Annotated in this window: 14 protein-coding genes; 5 read left to right on the forward strand and 9 right to left on the reverse strand. The window is 36.3% G+C overall.

Features of this window, described 5'->3' with window-relative positions; translation table 11 throughout:
* Positions 1–78: 78 nt before the first annotated feature.
* Positions 79–1,575 (reverse strand): WG repeat-containing protein, encoded by a 1,497-nt coding sequence (locus QWY78_RS14075; protein ID WP_290220929.1) that lies wholly within the window; start codon positions 1,573–1,575, stop codon positions 79–81.
* Positions 1,572–2,366 carry a DUF2797 domain-containing protein gene (locus QWY78_RS14080; protein WP_290220931.1) on the reverse strand — a complete coding sequence of 265 codons (795 nt, stop codon included), beginning with the start codon at positions 2,364–2,366 and terminating at the stop codon, positions 1,572–1,574. The genes QWY78_RS14075 and QWY78_RS14080 overlap by 4 nt, the downstream gene beginning before the upstream one ends.
* Positions 2,367–2,432: 66 nt before the next feature.
* Between QWY78_RS14080 and QWY78_RS14085 the strand changes: the two genes are divergently transcribed.
* From QWY78_RS14085 to secA, 3 genes are all read left to right on the forward strand, one after another.
* Entirely contained in the window at positions 2,433–3,461 is a 1,029-nt protein-coding gene (locus tag QWY78_RS14085) for a GDP-mannose 4,6-dehydratase (protein ID WP_290220933.1), read from the forward strand.
* A 96-nt stretch (positions 3,462–3,557) separates the two neighbouring features.
* A complete protein-coding gene (locus QWY78_RS14090) occupies positions 3,558–3,779 on the forward strand; it encodes a DUF2795 domain-containing protein (protein WP_015807225.1) in 222 nt (73 codons plus the stop codon).
* A gap of 116 nt (positions 3,780–3,895) precedes the next feature.
* Positions 3,896–6,967 (forward strand): preprotein translocase subunit SecA, encoded by a 3,072-nt coding sequence (secA, locus tag QWY78_RS14095; protein WP_290221361.1) that lies wholly within the window; start codon positions 3,896–3,898, stop codon positions 6,965–6,967.
* Positions 6,968–7,058: 91 nt separating this feature from the next.
* Here secA and QWY78_RS14100 read toward each other — a convergent pair whose 3' ends face one another.
* Positions 7,059–7,922, reverse strand: coding sequence for an alpha/beta hydrolase (locus tag QWY78_RS14100; RefSeq protein WP_290220960.1), 864 nt, complete (start codon positions 7,920–7,922; stop codon positions 7,059–7,061).
* A gap of 217 nt (positions 7,923–8,139) precedes the next feature.
* Here QWY78_RS14100 and QWY78_RS14105 point away from each other — a divergent pair, with 217 nt between their 5' ends.
* Positions 8,140–9,108 carry an ROK family protein gene (locus tag QWY78_RS14105; RefSeq protein WP_290220963.1) on the forward strand — a complete coding sequence of 323 codons (969 nt, stop codon included), beginning with the start codon at positions 8,140–8,142 and terminating at the stop codon, positions 9,106–9,108.
* Between the two features lie 168 nt (positions 9,109–9,276).
* Positions 9,277–9,837, forward strand: a complete 561-nt coding sequence (gene msrA, locus QWY78_RS14110) for a peptide-methionine (S)-S-oxide reductase MsrA (protein WP_290220966.1) — start codon at positions 9,277–9,279, stop codon at positions 9,835–9,837.
* 29 nt (positions 9,838–9,866) lie between these two features.
* Here msrA and QWY78_RS14115 read toward each other — a convergent pair whose 3' ends face one another.
* From QWY78_RS14115 to QWY78_RS14140, 6 genes are all read right to left on the reverse strand, one after another.
* Positions 9,867–10,430: a DUF3267 domain-containing protein gene (locus QWY78_RS14115; RefSeq protein WP_290220970.1), complete on the reverse strand. Its 564-nt coding sequence runs from the start codon at positions 10,428–10,430 to the stop codon at positions 9,867–9,869.
* Positions 10,431–10,501: 71 nt separating this feature from the next.
* Complete coding sequence (locus tag QWY78_RS14120; protein WP_290220973.1) at positions 10,502–12,640, reverse strand: S46 family peptidase; 2,139 nt, start codon at positions 12,638–12,640, stop codon at positions 10,502–10,504.
* Between the two features lie 106 nt (positions 12,641–12,746).
* Positions 12,747–14,108 (reverse strand): T9SS type A sorting domain-containing protein, encoded by a 1,362-nt coding sequence (locus QWY78_RS14125; RefSeq protein WP_290220975.1) that lies wholly within the window; start codon positions 14,106–14,108, stop codon positions 12,747–12,749.
* Between the two features lie 159 nt (positions 14,109–14,267).
* Positions 14,268–14,717: a GNAT family N-acetyltransferase gene (locus tag QWY78_RS14130; protein ID WP_290220977.1), complete on the reverse strand. Its 450-nt coding sequence runs from the start codon at positions 14,715–14,717 to the stop codon at positions 14,268–14,270.
* Between the two features lie 25 nt (positions 14,718–14,742).
* Positions 14,743–15,360, reverse strand: coding sequence for a ribosome biogenesis GTP-binding protein YihA/YsxC (yihA, locus tag QWY78_RS14135; protein WP_290220980.1), 618 nt, complete (start codon positions 15,358–15,360; stop codon positions 14,743–14,745).
* Positions 15,361–15,418: 58 nt separating this feature from the next.
* Positions 15,419–16,183: an alpha/beta fold hydrolase gene (locus QWY78_RS14140; RefSeq protein WP_290220984.1), complete on the reverse strand. Its 765-nt coding sequence runs from the start codon at positions 16,181–16,183 to the stop codon at positions 15,419–15,421.
* Positions 16,184–16,223: the final 40 nt, after the last annotated feature.

Genomic DNA, 16,223 nt, shown 5'->3' on the forward strand with positions numbered 1-16,223 from the left:
AAAATCACTTCCTTTACAATGATACAGTATCTGAATTTTTTCGTTTTTAAAAGAAGTATAAATAAAACAAAAATTAATTTATGCTAAATGCACAACAGGTTTAGAATGTCTTGGTCCATATTCTGTCCAATTTGAAATTTTATCATATTCTATTGGAAGAATTATTATATTTTTTAAATCTATAATCCCGAACTTTTTATTTTTTTGAACAATGAATTTAAAATGATCATTAAAAATAGGATCAATCGAGTCGTAACCTGGCAGAACTGTTTTGTTGTTGAGGTCTATAATTTTCGGTCCATTAAAAGATTTTGCAACAAAATAATTGGCAGAGTCGTTTGGCTTTTCATCCCCCTGATCAAAAATAGGATACAGGGACAGATAACTTATTGGTGTTAACTCTACATTATTAAGATTAATAATCCCAAATCGATTATTTTTCTTTGCGATCGAAAAATCATTTCTGTCAAAGTATAAACCTTCATCATAAATAAATGGAATCTTCACATTTCCTTCTGCGTCAATTAAACCATATTTCCCTTTAAAATTTTGAAACGAAATATAATCTCCCTGAAGAGCGAATGAACTGGAATAATCATCTACTTTAGCTTCGGCGATCTTCTTTAAATTCTTATTAAATAATCCTCGCCTATTTCCTTTTTCAAAAAAATAAAATCGCGGATTTGGGTTTCCGTTAGAATTATAATTTTCAATTAAATCATACTGAAGAGGAAACGCAATTTTACCATCACTTTTGATCATTCCAAATTTCCTTTTGTTCATTACGATCGCATTATTGTTGGAATCAAAAGAAGTAGCGGAATCGAAAACCCGATTCCCAAAAGCAGGTTTTAAATTTTTACTGAGAAATAAATATTTACTACTTTTCTTTACAGATGCAGGTCCGTTTTCAAAAAAAGTAGTTCGATCATTTTTCCAGGCTCTTTGAACATTCGCATATAAAAAGTCTGATAATTGATTTCCCTTGTTATCAAAAAAAGCCCATTTATAATTTTTGCGAACAATGACCATATCATCCAACTGTTCACTTTTTACCATTTCATAAATAATCGGAATAACTTCCTTCCCTTTTCCATTAATGAAACCCCATTTTTTATTTAGTGAAACTGCTGCTAATCCATTTTGATTAAAATATCCGCCAGTGTCATATTTCAACGGAATGACCAATTCTCCTTTTCGGTTGATATAGCCAACTTTTTTATTTGTTTCAACATTGGCGAATCCGTTTGAGAAAATATCCATTTTATCATAATCAGCTTTGATGACGATCTCGTTTTTAGGATTGATGAAAAAATTCTTATTACCATTTTTTACATACGCTACCCCATCTTCGAAAGGATTTATGAAATCATAGATAAATGGAATTTTTATTTCTCCTTGATCATCAATGAAGCCCCATTTGTTTGGCTTAATAAGTAACACTCTTTTCCAGCCAGTTTCTTTATCACCTTCTTGGTAAGAAATATTAGAGCTCGACAGATCAACTTTAGTCTCCTGAGATTTTTTACCGCAGGAAATGGCCACAAAAATTAATAAGTATAAAAAGTATCTCATCCAATCTCCAACTCAATCACATAACCTTCATGTCCTCTTACATTAATAAAGTTTCCACCTTCGAAAGAAAGGTATTGTCCTTTAATTCCTTTTAGAATTCCTTCAAATTCTGGTTTTTTGTCTAAAGTAAAAGACGTGATCTTCTCCGGCGCTTCATAAGGATAATCAAGTTTCGTAACCTCAGCGTTTTCAGAATAGAAGTTTTTGAAATCTTCGGGAAAATATTTTTTTACTTTTTCTCGGAAATCGGCCAAATCTAAATCGTCTTCATAATCATCTTCTAGCATTTTTCTCCAATTTGTTTTGTCGTTAAGGTGTTCTTTCATGGCAACCTCAATCATCCCGGCTTCATAGCGGTTTTCGGTTCTGGCAATCTGAAGTGCAAAAGTTGCTCCCTGATCAATCCATCTTGTTGGGATTTGTGATTCCCGTGTCACGCCAACTTTTACGTCGCCCGTATAAGCAAGATAAACAATATGTGGTTTTAATTGAATCGATTCTTCCACCTCCAGATCCCGTTCGCCAATTCCTAAATGTGCGGTGGACAATTCCGGACGAATGATTGACTCACTTGCGTAAGGACTTTCAAAAAAACATTTTTTACAGAATCCCATTCGGTAGATTTTTTCATCACTGCCACAACTTACACACTCGTAACCAATATGTTTTAATTTAATATTTTTACCAATCAACTGATTCATATTGATTAAATCATTAGAAAGATTTAGGAAATATTGAATTGGGTGCCCATTTTGGGTGGTCATTTTAAGGATTTGTCCAGAGAATTTCATTTAAAAATATTTCAGTAAAAATAATCATTTGATTTTAATTAAATTTGTCTCCTGAATAGCATAAAAATGAATTATCTCGTTACAGGCGGCTCCGGTTTTATAGGTTCTCATTTGGTAGAACATCTTTTAAAAAACGGACATTCTGTCATTAACATTGACAACTTTGATGATTTTTATGATTATCAAATTAAAATCAAAAACACATTAGAGTCGGTAGGGAAAACTTTGGAATTTTCTTTCCATGAAAAAGACCTGGATATTCAAAAATTAATCTTCGAAACGACCTCCAAAAAACATCAACTTTATTATCAAGACATTAGAGATAAAGATGGTTTGGAAAATATTTTTCACAAACATAAAATAGATTTGGTGATCCATCTTGCTGCTTTAGCAGGAGTACGACCTTCCATTGAACGTCCCTTGGAGTATGAGGAAGTGAATATAAGAGGAACCATGAATCTATGGGAATTGTGTAAAGAATTTGAAGTTAAAAAATTCATTAATGCTTCCAGCTCTAGTGTTTACGGAAATAACAAAAAGACACCATTTTCTGAAGAAGATTCTGTAGAGCAACCGATTTCTCCCTATGCAGCAACGAAGAAATGTGGCGAAATTTTAGGACATGTTTATCACCACCTGTATAAAATTGACATGGTTCATTTGCGTTTTTTCACCGTTTATGGCCCGCGACAAAGACCTGACCTTGCCATTCACAAATTCGCAAAACTCATTACCGAAAACAAAGAAATTCCGTTTTACGGAGATGGATCTACGGCAAGAGATTATACCTACATTGATGATATTATAGAAGGTATCCAAAAATCAATTACCTACATAGAAACCCATTATCCGATTTATGAAATCATAAATCTGGGAGAAAGTGAAATTATTAATTTAAATGAAATGGTCGCCACCATTGAGAATGAATTGGAAAAAAAAGCGCAGAAAAAAAAGCTGCCAATGCAGTTAGGCGACGTAGAAAAAACCAGCGCAAATATTGGCAAAGCCAAAACTTTAATCGGTTATCATCCTAGAACTCATTTTCAAAATGGCATAAAAAAGTTTGTGGAATGGTTTTTGAGAAATGGTTCTTGAAAAAAAAATAAATATTAATCAAAGTTTGTTGAAAATCAGAGACAAAAATACTCTTTATGTCATTGATTTTTATATTTTTGCAAAAAATTATATGATATGTATTGGACATTAGAATTGGCTTCTTATTTAAGCGACGCTCCTTGGCCTATGACAAAGGCGGAGCTTATTGATTACGCAATTAGAACAGGCGCACCAATGGAGGTGGTAGAAAATCTTCAAGCCATCGAAGATGAGGGCGAAATCTACGAGTCAATCGAAGAGGTTTGGAGCGATTATCCTACTGACGATGACTTTCTCTGGAATGAGGATGAATATTAAAAAACACAGTCGATAGTCGTTTTCGACCATCGACTTTTATATTTTAGAAAAATTCTAAAAATTAAAATTTTTAAAATGGCCGCATGCTCCCACGCATAAAGCCTAAAGCAAATACTATGGGATTTATAGACAATGTTCTTAAAGGTTTTCTCGGTGACAAAAATGTAACCGACCTCAAAGAAGTAAAAAAAGTTTTACAGAAGATAAAAGCAGCAGAACCCAAAATTCAGGAATTAACCGACGATGGTTTAAGAACGAAAACTGCTGAATTTAAAGAAAAATTAAAAACTGCGACTGCGCATATTACCACGCAGATTGAGGAGACCAAAGAACAGATCAAGAAGTCTACAAACGTTGACGAGAAAGAAGCCCTCTTTTCTAAGATAGAAGCTTTGAAGAAAGATTCCTATCAAATAGAGGAAAAAGTACTCAACGAAATTCTTCCCGAAGCATTCTCTCTGATTAAAGAAACCGCACGCAGACTAGCACAAAACGGAGAAATTCGCGTTACTGCAACAGATTTGGATCGGGAATTTGCTGCATCCAAAGATTTTATAGAATTAGATGGAGATACCGCCGTTTGGAAAAACCATTGGGATGCAGCGGGAACTCCAATCGTTTGGGATATGGTTCACTATGATGTTCAGTTCATTGGTGGAGTTGTATTGCACAGCGGTAAAATTGCGGAGATGGCAACTGGCGAGGGTAAAACCTTGGTAGGGACCCTACCAATTTATCTGAATGCGCTGCCAGGAAGAGGGGTTCATGTGGTAACCGTAAACGATTACTTGGCAAAAAGAGACTCCTTGTGGATGGGTCCTATTTATCAGTTTCATGGCATGACCATCGATTGTATTGATAATCACCAACCCAACTCTGATGCCAGAAGAAAAGCCTATCAATCAAGCATTACCTACGGAACCAACAACGAGTTTGGTTTTGACTATTTGAGAGACAATATGGTGACTTCACCGTCTGAGTTGGTTCAGGGCGAATTAAATTTTGCCATTGTTGATGAAGTAGATTCTGTTTTAGTTGATGATGCGAGAACGCCATTAATTATTTCTGGCCCCGTTCCACAAGGAGACCGTCAGGAATTTGATACGCTAAAACCATCAATCGACCGAATCGTCGAAATTCAGAAAAAAACGGTAAGCACCATTTTCCACGAAGCGAAAAAACTAATCGCCAACGGAAATACGAAAGAAGGAGGATTCAAACTACTTCAAGCATATAGAGGTTTACCAAAAAACCGCCAGTTGATTAAATTCCTGTCGGAAAGTGGCCACAAATCACTTCTTCAAAAGGTAGAAGGACAATATATGCAAGATAATAACAAAGATATGCCGATCGTTGATAAGGATCTGTATTTTGTTATTGATGAAAAAAACAATCAGATTGACCTTACCGATAAAGGCGTAGAATATATGTCTGCCGGAAATGAAGATAAAGATTTCTTCGTTTTAAATGATATCGGAACAGAAATCGCAGAAATAGAAAGACAGAACCTATCGAAAGAGGAAGAGTTTGAAGCGAAAGAAAAAATATTTAGCGATTTCGCTGTGAAATCAGAACGAATCCATACGCTTAGTCAATTGCTCAAAGCATACACCTTATTTGAAAAAGATGATGAATATGTAGTCATTGATGGTGAGGTGAAAATTGTAGACGAGCAAACTGGTCGTATCATGGAAGGAAGGCGGTATTCTGACGGACTTCATCAGGCCATTGAAGCAAAAGAAAATGTAAAAATTGAAGCTGCTACCCAAACCTTTGCTACCGTAACCCTTCAGAATTATTTCCGTATGTATAATAAACTGGCGGGAATGACTGGTACAGCAGAAACAGAAGCAGGTGAACTTTGGGAAATCTACAAATTAGATGTTGTTGTAATTCCTACAAACAGACCAATTGTTAGAGATGACAGACAGGATTTGGTTTTCAAAACAAATCGTGAAAAATACAATGCCGTCATCGAGGAAATCAACCGACTAACGGATGCAGGAAGACCCGTTCTGGTAGGTACAACTTCCGTAGAAATTTCTCAATTATTATCAAAAGCATTGCAACTGAGAAAAATTCAGCACAATGTGTTGAATGCTAAACTTCACGCAAGAGAAGCAGAAATAGTAGCGGTGGCTGGTGGTGCAGGAGTAGTAACGATCGCAACCAATATGGCAGGTCGTGGTACCGATATTAAGTTGCAAGGCGAAGTGAAGAAAAACGGCGGATTGGCAATCATAGGAACCGAAAGACATGACTCGCGACGTGTTGACAGACAATTAAGAGGTCGTGCCGGACGACAAGGAGATCCAGGAAGCTCGCAGTTCTATGTCTCGTTAGAAGATAATTTAATGCGTTTATTCGGTTCGGAAAGAATCGCGAAAATGATGGATAGAATGGGTCATAAAGAAGGTGAAGTAATTCAGCACGGAATGATCTCTAAATCCATCGAAAGAGCTCAGAAAAAAGTAGAAGAAAACAATTTCGGGATTAGAAAGAAATTGTTGGAATATGACGATGTGATGAACAAACAGCGTGACGTTATTTACAAGCGAAGAAAGAATGCCTTATTCGGTGACCACTTGAAATATGACATCGCCAATATGATCTTTGATGTCTCCCAATCCATCGTAACAAGAGGTAAGCTAGAGAATGATTACAAAGAGTTCGAGCATGAAATCATTAAGCATTTCACCATGGAAGCTCCGGTTTCCGAAAGTGAATTCAAATCCAAACAAGTAGCAGAACTTACCGATATTCTAGCAAAAGCAGCCACAGAAGATTATGAAATGAAACTGAATCTGTTGAAAGAAAAATCATTCCCAATTATCGAGAATGTCTTCCAAAATCAAGGTTCCATGTTCAAAATGATTCAGGTTCCTTTTACCGATGGAATTAAAACAATGACCATCGTTACAGATTTGAAAGAAGCTTACGAAACCAAATGTGATTCCTTAATCAATGATTTCGAGAAAAATATTTCTCTTGCCATCATCGATGAAAACTGGAAATTACACTTAAGAGAAATGGATGATTTGCGCCGTTCTTCCCAAGGTGCGGTGTATGAACAAAAAGACCCATTGGTCATCTACAAGCAAGAATCATTCTACCTCTTCACCGAAATGGTCGAAAGAGTAAACAAAGAAATTGTATCGTTCTTGTATAAGGGAGAGATTCCTTCGTAGAAAGTAACAGGATTTAATAATAACCCAGAATGAAATTTTCACTCTGGGTTTTTTGACAAATTAAAGTCATATCGTAAAAAAAATCTTACCATTAATTATTTATCCATTTGAGAATATTAGGAAATATAATATTTTCCCTTTTCTTTCTGCTGAAAAATCGAGGGGTATGTCCTGTATTTTTCATTAAAATTAATTGATGTGGAATTTCTTTTTCTGTCAATACTGAATCCAAAGCCAAGCCTTGTTTTTTGTTCACCAATAGATCTAAATCTCCTTGGAATATAAGAGTCGGAACCGCCGTTACATTGGCTAAAGGGCTGGCTTTTTTAAATTCTTCCGATAGATTCTTCCGGTTAAATTTCACTCCTACCACATCCTGAATGGTGGGCGAGGAATATCTAGAATAAAAAGAGTTGATATAATTTTCCGTGTAAAAATCAGTTGGTCCACTCAGCGAAATAATTTTTTTGATCTGATCGGGATTATTATAGCCATAGAGCATCGCAATATGCGCACCTGAACTTTCGCCTAAAATCACATAATTATTTTTTAAAAACCCCTCTTTCTCTGCCAACGAATTTACTTTTTGAATTGCTAAACCAATATCTACAACTTGTTCCTTATAAGTGATTCGTTTATTGACGAGGCGGTAATTGATGTTGGCGGTAGGAATATTATTTTTATGCAAAAACTTCTGAATCATCTTCATGTGTTCCTTTCTTCCCAGCTTCCATGATCCACCGTGTACGATGATTACCGCAGGATTTTTTTTATTAAAAGAGCTGGGAATAAATACATCCATGTTCTGCTTCTTCGCTTCGCCGTATTTCAGATTATAAATTTTCTTTTCATTTTCTTCTCCTAATTTAACACGGTATGTTGTATTGCAGGCAGTAAAAACTAAGCTGAAAAGGCCGGTGAACCACAGATGATACTTTAGAACATTATTTTTCATAACGGGTACAGTGAAAAGTTTATACCAAAAATTGATTTCCTGATAAATATCAATATAATGAGATAAAATTTTCTAATAATTTGATTATGAGTAAAATAAACCTATTTTTAATCTTTTTCTTACAAGAAACATCTGGCAAAATCATCAATCATTGGATTCTTTTTCTAGCAAAAATTCTAATTATTTTTGTAATTTTAAAGATTAAATAATAGGATTAATGGCATTAATAGATTTATCAAAGCAAGTCGCTCTCGGTATTGATATTGGGGGAACCAATACAAAATACGGGCTCGTAAATCATCGTGGAGAAATTTTAGAAAAAGGAAATCTTAAAACAGATGATTATCCTGTTGTAGAAAATTTTATAGAAGCCTTGCATTCCAAAGTTTCACCGCTTATCAAAAAATATTGTGGCACCAGTAAATTCGACGGAATCGGAGTGGGCGCTCCCAACGCCAATTATTACACCGGAACCATTGAGCAGGCACCAAATCTTCACTGGAAAGGCATCGTACCCTTTGCAGAATTAATGACTAAAAAATTCGGGGTCCCTTGTAAAATGACCAATGATGCCAATGCTGCAGCGCTAGGCGAAATGATGTTTGGTGCAGCCCGAGGGATGAAAGATTTTATTATGATTACTTTGGGAACAGGCGTAGGAAGCGGAATTATATCGAACGGCCAATTAATCTATGGACATGATGGTTTTGCCGGAGAATTAGGCCATACCATTGTAAAACCTGGCGGCAGAAAACACTGGAGCACAGGATCAGAAGGCTCCCTGGAAGCCTACGCCTCAGCAACTGGAATTACGATTACAGCTAAAAAAATGCGCGCAGAATTTCCGAATTCAATGCTGAATGATTTTTTAGAAGAAGAAATCAATTCTAAAATTGTTTTTGAGTGTGCCAAAAAAGGAGACCCTACCGCAATCGAAGTATTCCGTTATACTGGCCAAAAATTAGGCGAGGCCTTGGCAAATTTTGTGATGTTCTCTTCGCCAGAAGCAATTTTGCTTTTTGGCGGTGTAATTAAAGCCGGAGATTTCATCTTAAAACCGACCAAACTTCATATGGAACGTAATCTTTTGCCCATCTTTAGAAATAAAGTGAGATTGGTTTTCAGTGAGCTTGACGAAGCAGATGCTGCAATTCTTGGAGCAAGCGCTTTGGTTTGGGAAAAATGACTGGCTTGGTTTTCGTGAAAAATAAAACCAAATTGTATTTTAAATCGTTAATGATTTTAAATAGAATTTGGTGTAGTTATAATCAGAAAAATGTTAATTCTTATCATCAGTAGTGTTTCATTTCTTGCAATGGACAGGAAACTAAAAAAGGTGGCAAATACGAAAAAAATGGACAAACAAAATTTAGAATACCTCACTTTTGGGGGTGGGTGTTTTTGGTGTGTGGAAAGTTGCTTCGATCTATTAAACGGCGTAGATGCAGCTATTTCAGGTTATTCCGGTGGGCATAAAGCAAATCCTACTTACGAAGAGGTTTGCACGGGCGAAACGGGCCACGCAGAGGTTGTACAACTGGCCTACAACCCGAAGATTATTTCTTATGAACAATTAATGGATATTTTCTTTTTCCTGCACGATCCTACGACCTTGAACCGACAAGGTGGTGATATTGGTACGCAATACCGGTCGGTTATTTATTATAAAGATGATGCTGAAAAGAAAAAAGCCGAAGAAGCGATAAAAATATCGGAAGCATCTGGAAAATACAAAGGAAAGTACGTAACGGAAGTCGCCAAACTCGAAAAATTCTGGCCAGCTGAACAATACCATCAAGGGTATTATGAGGCGAATCCGACCCAACCATATTGTAATGCAGTCGTAGGTCCAAAGATTGCCAAATTCAAAAAACACTATGGTGAATTGGGAATGCTGACGCCAGAAACTGCTTAAATATAAAAGCGAAGAACTATTTCTTCGCTTTATTTTTTTGTGTAGAGATAAAAACCTGCTTCCGAAGGATGATCCAAAACATAGTCCTCAGGGTTTTCTTTTCTTATGAGATTATAAATCAATAAATCTCCTGCTGCTGCGCCAGAAAAAAATATTCCAAGTATCAAGATGAAAATATTTCCCACCGATATAGCATAAATGGCGGGGAGAATTCCCAAAATCACTAGCGGTGCTAATAAAGCAATGGTATATTGCTTTATCTTCAAAGGTTCTTTGCAATGACAATATGGAGTGAGCATTTTCCAGAGGATTCCGAATTTGATCGATCGAAAACCATTTTTAGCAAAAAACGCGAAGAATACTCCATGAATTAATTCGTGAATGATGATCCCACTGATTAAAATTATCAAAGGCAGTATGGCTAAATATTTTAGGTGATCAATTTCTAATTTTGGAAGTTCAAAACCCCATATTAAATAAAACGGAAGACCTAAAAGCAAAGTAAAACCAACTAGAAAAAGCAAACCAATTACATTTGCTTTAACTAAATCTATGGTTCTTTTTTCTTTATTGAAATTTTCAAAATTTAGCATTATTGAATATTTATTTTAATTAAAAAATCCCGCTAAAAAATATGGCGGGATTATTTTAATAATAATTGGTGTTATTTTACCAAAGTCATTTCACTAATTAGATGACCTGCTTTTCCGTATTTTTCGATGGTCCAAAGAACCATTCTCACATCTACGTTAATCGTTCGCTGTACTTTCGGATCGAAAATAATATCACCGCTTAAAGCTTCGCTATTTCCGTCAAAAGCTAAACCAAGCAGGTTTCCGTCGCCATCAAGAATTGGAGACCCAGAGTTACCACCGGTGATGTCGTTATCTGATAAGAAATTCACAGGCATAAATCCTTTTTTATCTGTATACTGTCCGAAATCTTTATTTTTAACCAAATCTAGAAATCTTTGTGGCAATTCAAATTCTTCGTCGCCTTTTTTATGTTTAGCTACCATTCCATAAATATCGGTATAGTAATTATTTTTTTCTTTGATTCCAGCATAATTTCTGTCAGCTCTTTCAGGTAGGGTTGTTACTTTTCCTGTAGTCAGTCTCATTGTTGAGTTTGCATCTGGATAGAAAGCTGTATTTGGCTGTGATTTTCTTAGACCATCTAAAAATAATCTGTTGTTTTTGGCAAAAGCATCATCAATTTTAGAGAATTTCTCCCCATTTAGCCTCTGGTCAGCTACAAATCCATTGGCTAATTTCAATAAGGGATCAGCATCGATTTTTAAACGATCTGGATTGTTTACGAAACTCATCACTGCTTCTTTGTTTGCAAAAATAGAAGCGTAAGCCAAGGTCGAAAGATTTTTCGCATCAGCCGACAACAAGGTAGGAGAAGCTACTTCTTTGTTCACTCGCTGCTGATAAAGATTGACCATAGAATTCAACATTTCACCTTCCAGCTTTACATTAAATTTATCGTATACCCTATTGATTGCGTCGGTCACTTTGGTTTTCATAGCGACTTTACCTGCTTCATCTTGATCGGCATAAGTATTAAGAAGAGAACCCAATTGGTAAGCAATAGTAATGTACTTGGCATTTCTTTGTAATTGTGAAGAATAGTTTCTTTCTACATTACGATCAGAAATTTGCGAATAGTTTAATTGAATATCTTTTAAAATACCACCATAGATTTGCTCATTTTCTGGCAGTAAAGCCCAAGTCTGGAATTTTTTTTCTAAAGCTTGCTTTTCAACAATCGTTCCATTTTTAATCACGGCATCGATCGTACCTTGTCTGTTTTTCCAGTAATTGGCTACAGAAGCATATTGAGAAGCGTAGTCAATTTTAGTAGCCTGGTCTTGATCCATATACTTTTTCATAACATCCATGGCTACTTTAGAAGCTTCCACCCAAGCTGGATAATCTTTACTAACCATTTGCTCGATTCCGTAAGAAGTCAAAAATCGATTCGTTCTTCCTGGAAAGCCTAAAATCATGGCAAAGTCTCCTGGTTTATATCCTCTTAAAGAAATAGGAAGCGCGTGTTTAGGTTTCATTGGCACATTCGTTGGCGAATATTCAGCAGGGTTACCATTTACATCTGCATACACTCTAAATACAGAAAAATCAACGGTATGTCTTGGCCATTCCCAGTTATCGGTGTCGCCACCATATTTTCCTAGGGCATTTGGTGGAGTTCCTACCAACCTCACATCTTTAAAATCCTGATAAACAAAATAATAGAATTCGTTTCCGTTATAAAAATCTCGTACTACTACGGTGTATTTTCCGTTTTCTGAATTTTCAGTTTGGATTAATTTATATTCTGCGTCGATGATATTTTTTCTTTCATCTGCAGTCATATTATTGTTGAGTTTGGCATTGATTCTAGCGGAAACATCATCCATTCTCACCATAAATCTAACTGATAGACCTTTTGACGGAAGCTCTTCGCTTCTTTTCATCGCCCAAAAACCATTGGTAAGGTGGTCTTTTTCTGGGGTTGAAAGTGCTGCGATATTTCCGTATCCACAGTGATGATTGGTAAAAAGTAAACCTTCTTTAGATACCATTTCCGCGGTACATCCACCTCCGAACTGTACGATAGCATCTTTTAAACTAGAATTATTGACCGAATAGATTTCATCGGCAGTTAGTTTTAAACCGTCTTTTTTAAGATCGACTCCATTCAGTCTTTTGATCATGCTCAAAAGCCACATTCCCTCGTCTGCTTTTAACTGCAGGAAGCTCAACATAAACGTGAGCAATAAAAAAATTCTTTTCATTTAATAATTTATTTAAGATGCTAATTTAAGAAATTCATTTTACTTGCAGGTAAAAAAAAATGGATGAGAAAAATTCTCACCCATTCCATAGAAAATAATATGAAGATTATTTTTTCATTAATTTAGTTGTTTCAACAGCTCCACCACCATAGAATACTTGTAAAATATAAGTTCCTTTTGCTAAAGAAGAAACGTTAACTTGATTAGTGCCTTTGAAAGATTTTACTTTTTTTCCAGTCATATCAAAAATATTAATTACTTCGATTGATTTCTTAGCAGTTACAGAAACCACATCAACAGCCGGGTTTGGATATACCTGTAATCCTGCTTTCACTGCGTTGTTTGAAACACCTAACAAAGAGCCATTAAATTTGAGAATCCCTTTTACTCCACCCGGACCATCGCTAAATTGACCAGCCCAACCTGTTGTCACATTTAAAAAATCCACTTTCCCTCTTTGTGAGCCTGCATCAATTGCGGTCCATGTCTGACCGCCATCGGTAGAATAAGAAGACCCCAACCATTCAGGTCTTGGTTCTGCTGCCGTACCTGGATTAATTCCAGTAGATACATAAGTATTTGGAGTACCTGGAACATGAGTAATATCGCCAAAATACCAAGGCCCAGTAGGCGCCATTGCCGTCCAGCTGGCTCCACCATTGGATGTTGAATACAGGACCGCGGATGTTGTTAAAGGATCATCTGCTCCGTCGACCGTCAGTAATAGTCCATTATTTGCGTCTTTAAAGGCAAAGCTTCCTGATGACCCAGAAGTAATCACTCCTCCAAAGTCATTCGCTGGCGACGGAGATACCGCCCAAGTTGTCCCGCGATCTGTAGATCGCATAATTCTACCGGTGCTTGTTCCTACCCACAAATTGTCACCTACTACAGCCTTCAAACCGACGTAGGTAAATTCATCGCCACTTTCAGGAGCGAGTGCTCCAGCAACGGGAGTCCAAGACGTTCCGCCATCATTGGTTTTAAACATTTCAAATTTGCCACTTAGCGGATCGCCACTGGTCCAGCCATTATTGGCATCCCAGAAATAAATATGGTTGGCAAAAGATCCCGCAGTATAACCCGATGTTTGCTGGTTCCACGAAGTACCGCCATTAATAGTTTTCCAAATTTTATTCGCATTTGGTCCTGTACCTGAAGGTGCTGTCACGATCCAAGCGGTATTTGCGTCGATTGCTGCAATATCAGAGATCAAAGCGTTCCCACCAAGTCCTGAAATAGCATTTGCTGTCCAAGTTGCCCCACCATTTACGGTTTTAGAAACAATTTTTGGGTAAGTTCCCCCTCCTGAACCATCGTAGGCAAAAATCCAAACGGTATTTGCGTCTACAATGACCATTTCATCTACACCAAAATTTAATGGAAATTGCGTCGCTTGGTCTACCCATGTTTGAGCTTGAGAGACCATTGAAACTAGCGCAAAACCAGTTAGTAAAAGTTTTTTCATAATATTAAAAGTTAATTGATTTTTGGTAAAAAAAGGGATTAAACTAATAAAAACCAAAATAAATTGACACTTTTTTACTGTATCAACCAAAAAGATGAAGATGTAACATCTATAATTAAATCCTTTTTTCGTAGAATGCAGGGGATAGAATAGCTTTTTCTAAGGTTTCAGCATTTCCGAATGGGGAATATTATCTTCCAAATAATTTTTTCCTGTGGGTAAAAATCCCATAGCGGAATAAAACTGGAGAAGATAATCTTGGGCAGAGATTCGGATGGAACTTTTTCTAAATCTGGCTTCAACACTATGGATTGCCAAATTCATTAAGGTTTTACCTAAGGTCATTTTTCGAAAATTGGGGTTGGTTAAAACACGACCGATTGAGCTTTCATCATATTTTAGCCCAGGTCCGAAAATTCTGCAGTAGGCCGCGACCTCACCCTCAGTCTCTGCCCAAAGATGGATTGCTTGGGGATCATAACCATCAATTTCAGGATAGGGACAGTTTTGTTCTACAACGAAAACCTCAATTCTTACTTTTAAGATTTGATGCAATTCTCGGGTTGAAAGTTCCTCGAAGGTTTTAATTTTCCAAGTGAGATTCTTCATGTTTGAAAACCAAATAAATTACATTTTAAAACTTAACATGGTTGTTCAACAAGAACTCGTTGGTTTTTGAAATGAAATCAAGAATGGCATCGCCACCTGTTTTTTTCTCTGCGGAGGTAATATAGGTTTCCGGCAAGTCTTCCCACGTTTTTAGTAATTCTGTTTTGTAATGTTCCACATTTTTAGCGATCACATTGGGTTTCAACTTATCTGATTTGGTGAAAATAATTGAAAATGGGATTCCATTTTCTCCACACCATTCGATAAATTCAACATCGATAATTTGTGGCGTATGTCGGGAATCGACTAAAATGAAAAGATTCACCAGGTTTTTTCTGTTTAAAATATAATTGGTGATTAATTTTTCAAAATCTTTTCTCATCGTTTTAGAAACCCGCGCATAACCGTACCCTGGTAAATCGGTCAGGTACCATTTTTCATTAATAATAAAATGGTTAATTAATTGCGTTTTTCCAGGCGTTCTGGAAGTCTTGGCTAAATCCTTATAGTTCATCATCGCATTAATCAACGAAGATTTACCTACGTTTGATCTTCCGATAAAAGCGTATTCGGGTAGCTCACCTTCCGGGCAGTCTTGCCATCGATCACTGCTTTTTACAAATTCTGCTGTTTTGATAACCATAATTAATATTGTTTAAAATGTAATTAAATAAAAAATGGAAGAATAAACTTCCATTGAACTACTTTTTTGTTTTTTGCAACCAGGAATATAATATTTCATTAAATTCATTAGGCTTTTCCATCATAGCAGCATGGCCACATTCTTCAATCCAAAATAAATCGGAATTGGGTAATGATTTATGCATATCAACTGCCACTTCTGGTGGGGTTACATTGTCTTGTTTTCCCCAAATTAAACATACAGGAATGGTGATTTTCGGCAAATCATTCAACATATTATGTTTAATTGCGCTTCTTGCGAGCATTACTGTTTTTATTCCTTTCATTCTGTCATTAACAACAGAAAAAACTTCTTCAACCAATTCGGAGGTTGCCACTTTCGGATCAAAAAACACTTCTTCTGTTTTTTTGCGGATATATTCTTTATCGCTTTTTCTCGGGAAACTGTCTCCAAAAGATCTTTCATATAAACCGGAACTACCTGTAAGGACTAGGTTTTCAACCAAGTCTGGTCTTGCTAAAGTCAGAATTAAACCAACATGTCCTCCCATTGAATTCCCAACAATAGTGGCGGGTTTACCTACTTTTTCTTCAATAAATTTAGAAACATGCTTCGCAATTGTTGTAAGATTGGTGTTGAGTACAGGCAAATCATAGATCGGAAGAACTGGGACGAAAACCTGGTATCCTCTGGTTGCAAAATATTCAACCGTATTGTCGAAATTGCTTAAACCACCCATTAGCCCGTGTAATAAAATCACCGGATCTCCTTCTCCTGCTTCTATAAAAGCAAACTTCTTATCTTTTTTTGTTTTGAATATCATAAATTTTCGCTATCAGCGTGTGCAAAAATACAAATTAAAC

Source organism: Kaistella yonginensis, assembly GCF_030409525.1.
Classification (GTDB): Bacteria; Bacteroidota; Bacteroidia; order Flavobacteriales; family Weeksellaceae; genus Kaistella; species Kaistella yonginensis.

Excerpts from the sequence above, each read along its gene's own strand:
- QWY78_RS14090 (WP_015807225.1), top strand. The coding sequence starts at position 3,558 with ATGTATTGGACATTAGAATTGGCTTCTTATTTAAGCGACGCTCCTTGG.
- QWY78_RS14115 (WP_290220970.1), bottom strand. The coding sequence starts at position 10,430 with ATGCTAAATTTTGAAAATTTCAATAAAGAAAAAAGAACCATAGATTTA.
- QWY78_RS14075 (WP_290220929.1), bottom strand. The coding sequence starts at position 1,575 with ATGAGATACTTTTTATACTTATTAATTTTTGTGGCCATTTCCTGCGGT.
- QWY78_RS14130 (WP_290220977.1), bottom strand. The coding sequence starts at position 14,717 with ATGAAGAATCTCACTTGGAAAATTAAAACCTTCGAGGAACTTTCAACC.
- secA (WP_290221361.1), top strand. The coding sequence starts at position 3,896 with ATGGGATTTATAGACAATGTTCTTAAAGGTTTTCTCGGTGACAAAAAT.
- QWY78_RS14105 (WP_290220963.1), top strand. The coding sequence starts at position 8,140 with ATGGCATTAATAGATTTATCAAAGCAAGTCGCTCTCGGTATTGATATT.
- QWY78_RS14140 (WP_290220984.1), bottom strand. The coding sequence starts at position 16,183 with ATGATATTCAAAACAAAAAAAGATAAGAAGTTTGCTTTTATAGAAGCA.
- QWY78_RS14100 (WP_290220960.1), bottom strand. The coding sequence starts at position 7,922 with ATGAAAAATAATGTTCTAAAGTATCATCTGTGGTTCACCGGCCTTTTC.
- QWY78_RS14080 (WP_290220931.1), bottom strand. The coding sequence starts at position 2,366 with ATGAAATTCTCTGGACAAATCCTTAAAATGACCACCCAAAATGGGCAC.
- QWY78_RS14085 (WP_290220933.1), top strand. The coding sequence starts at position 2,433 with ATGAATTATCTCGTTACAGGCGGCTCCGGTTTTATAGGTTCTCATTTG.
- QWY78_RS14120 (WP_290220973.1), bottom strand. The coding sequence starts at position 12,640 with ATGAAAAGAATTTTTTTATTGCTCACGTTTATGTTGAGCTTCCTGCAG.
- QWY78_RS14125 (WP_290220975.1), bottom strand. The coding sequence starts at position 14,108 with ATGAAAAAACTTTTACTAACTGGTTTTGCGCTAGTTTCAATGGTCTCT.
- yihA (WP_290220980.1), bottom strand. The coding sequence starts at position 15,360 with ATGGTTATCAAAACAGCAGAATTTGTAAAAAGCAGTGATCGATGGCAA.
- msrA (WP_290220966.1), top strand. The coding sequence starts at position 9,277 with ATGGACAAACAAAATTTAGAATACCTCACTTTTGGGGGTGGGTGTTTT.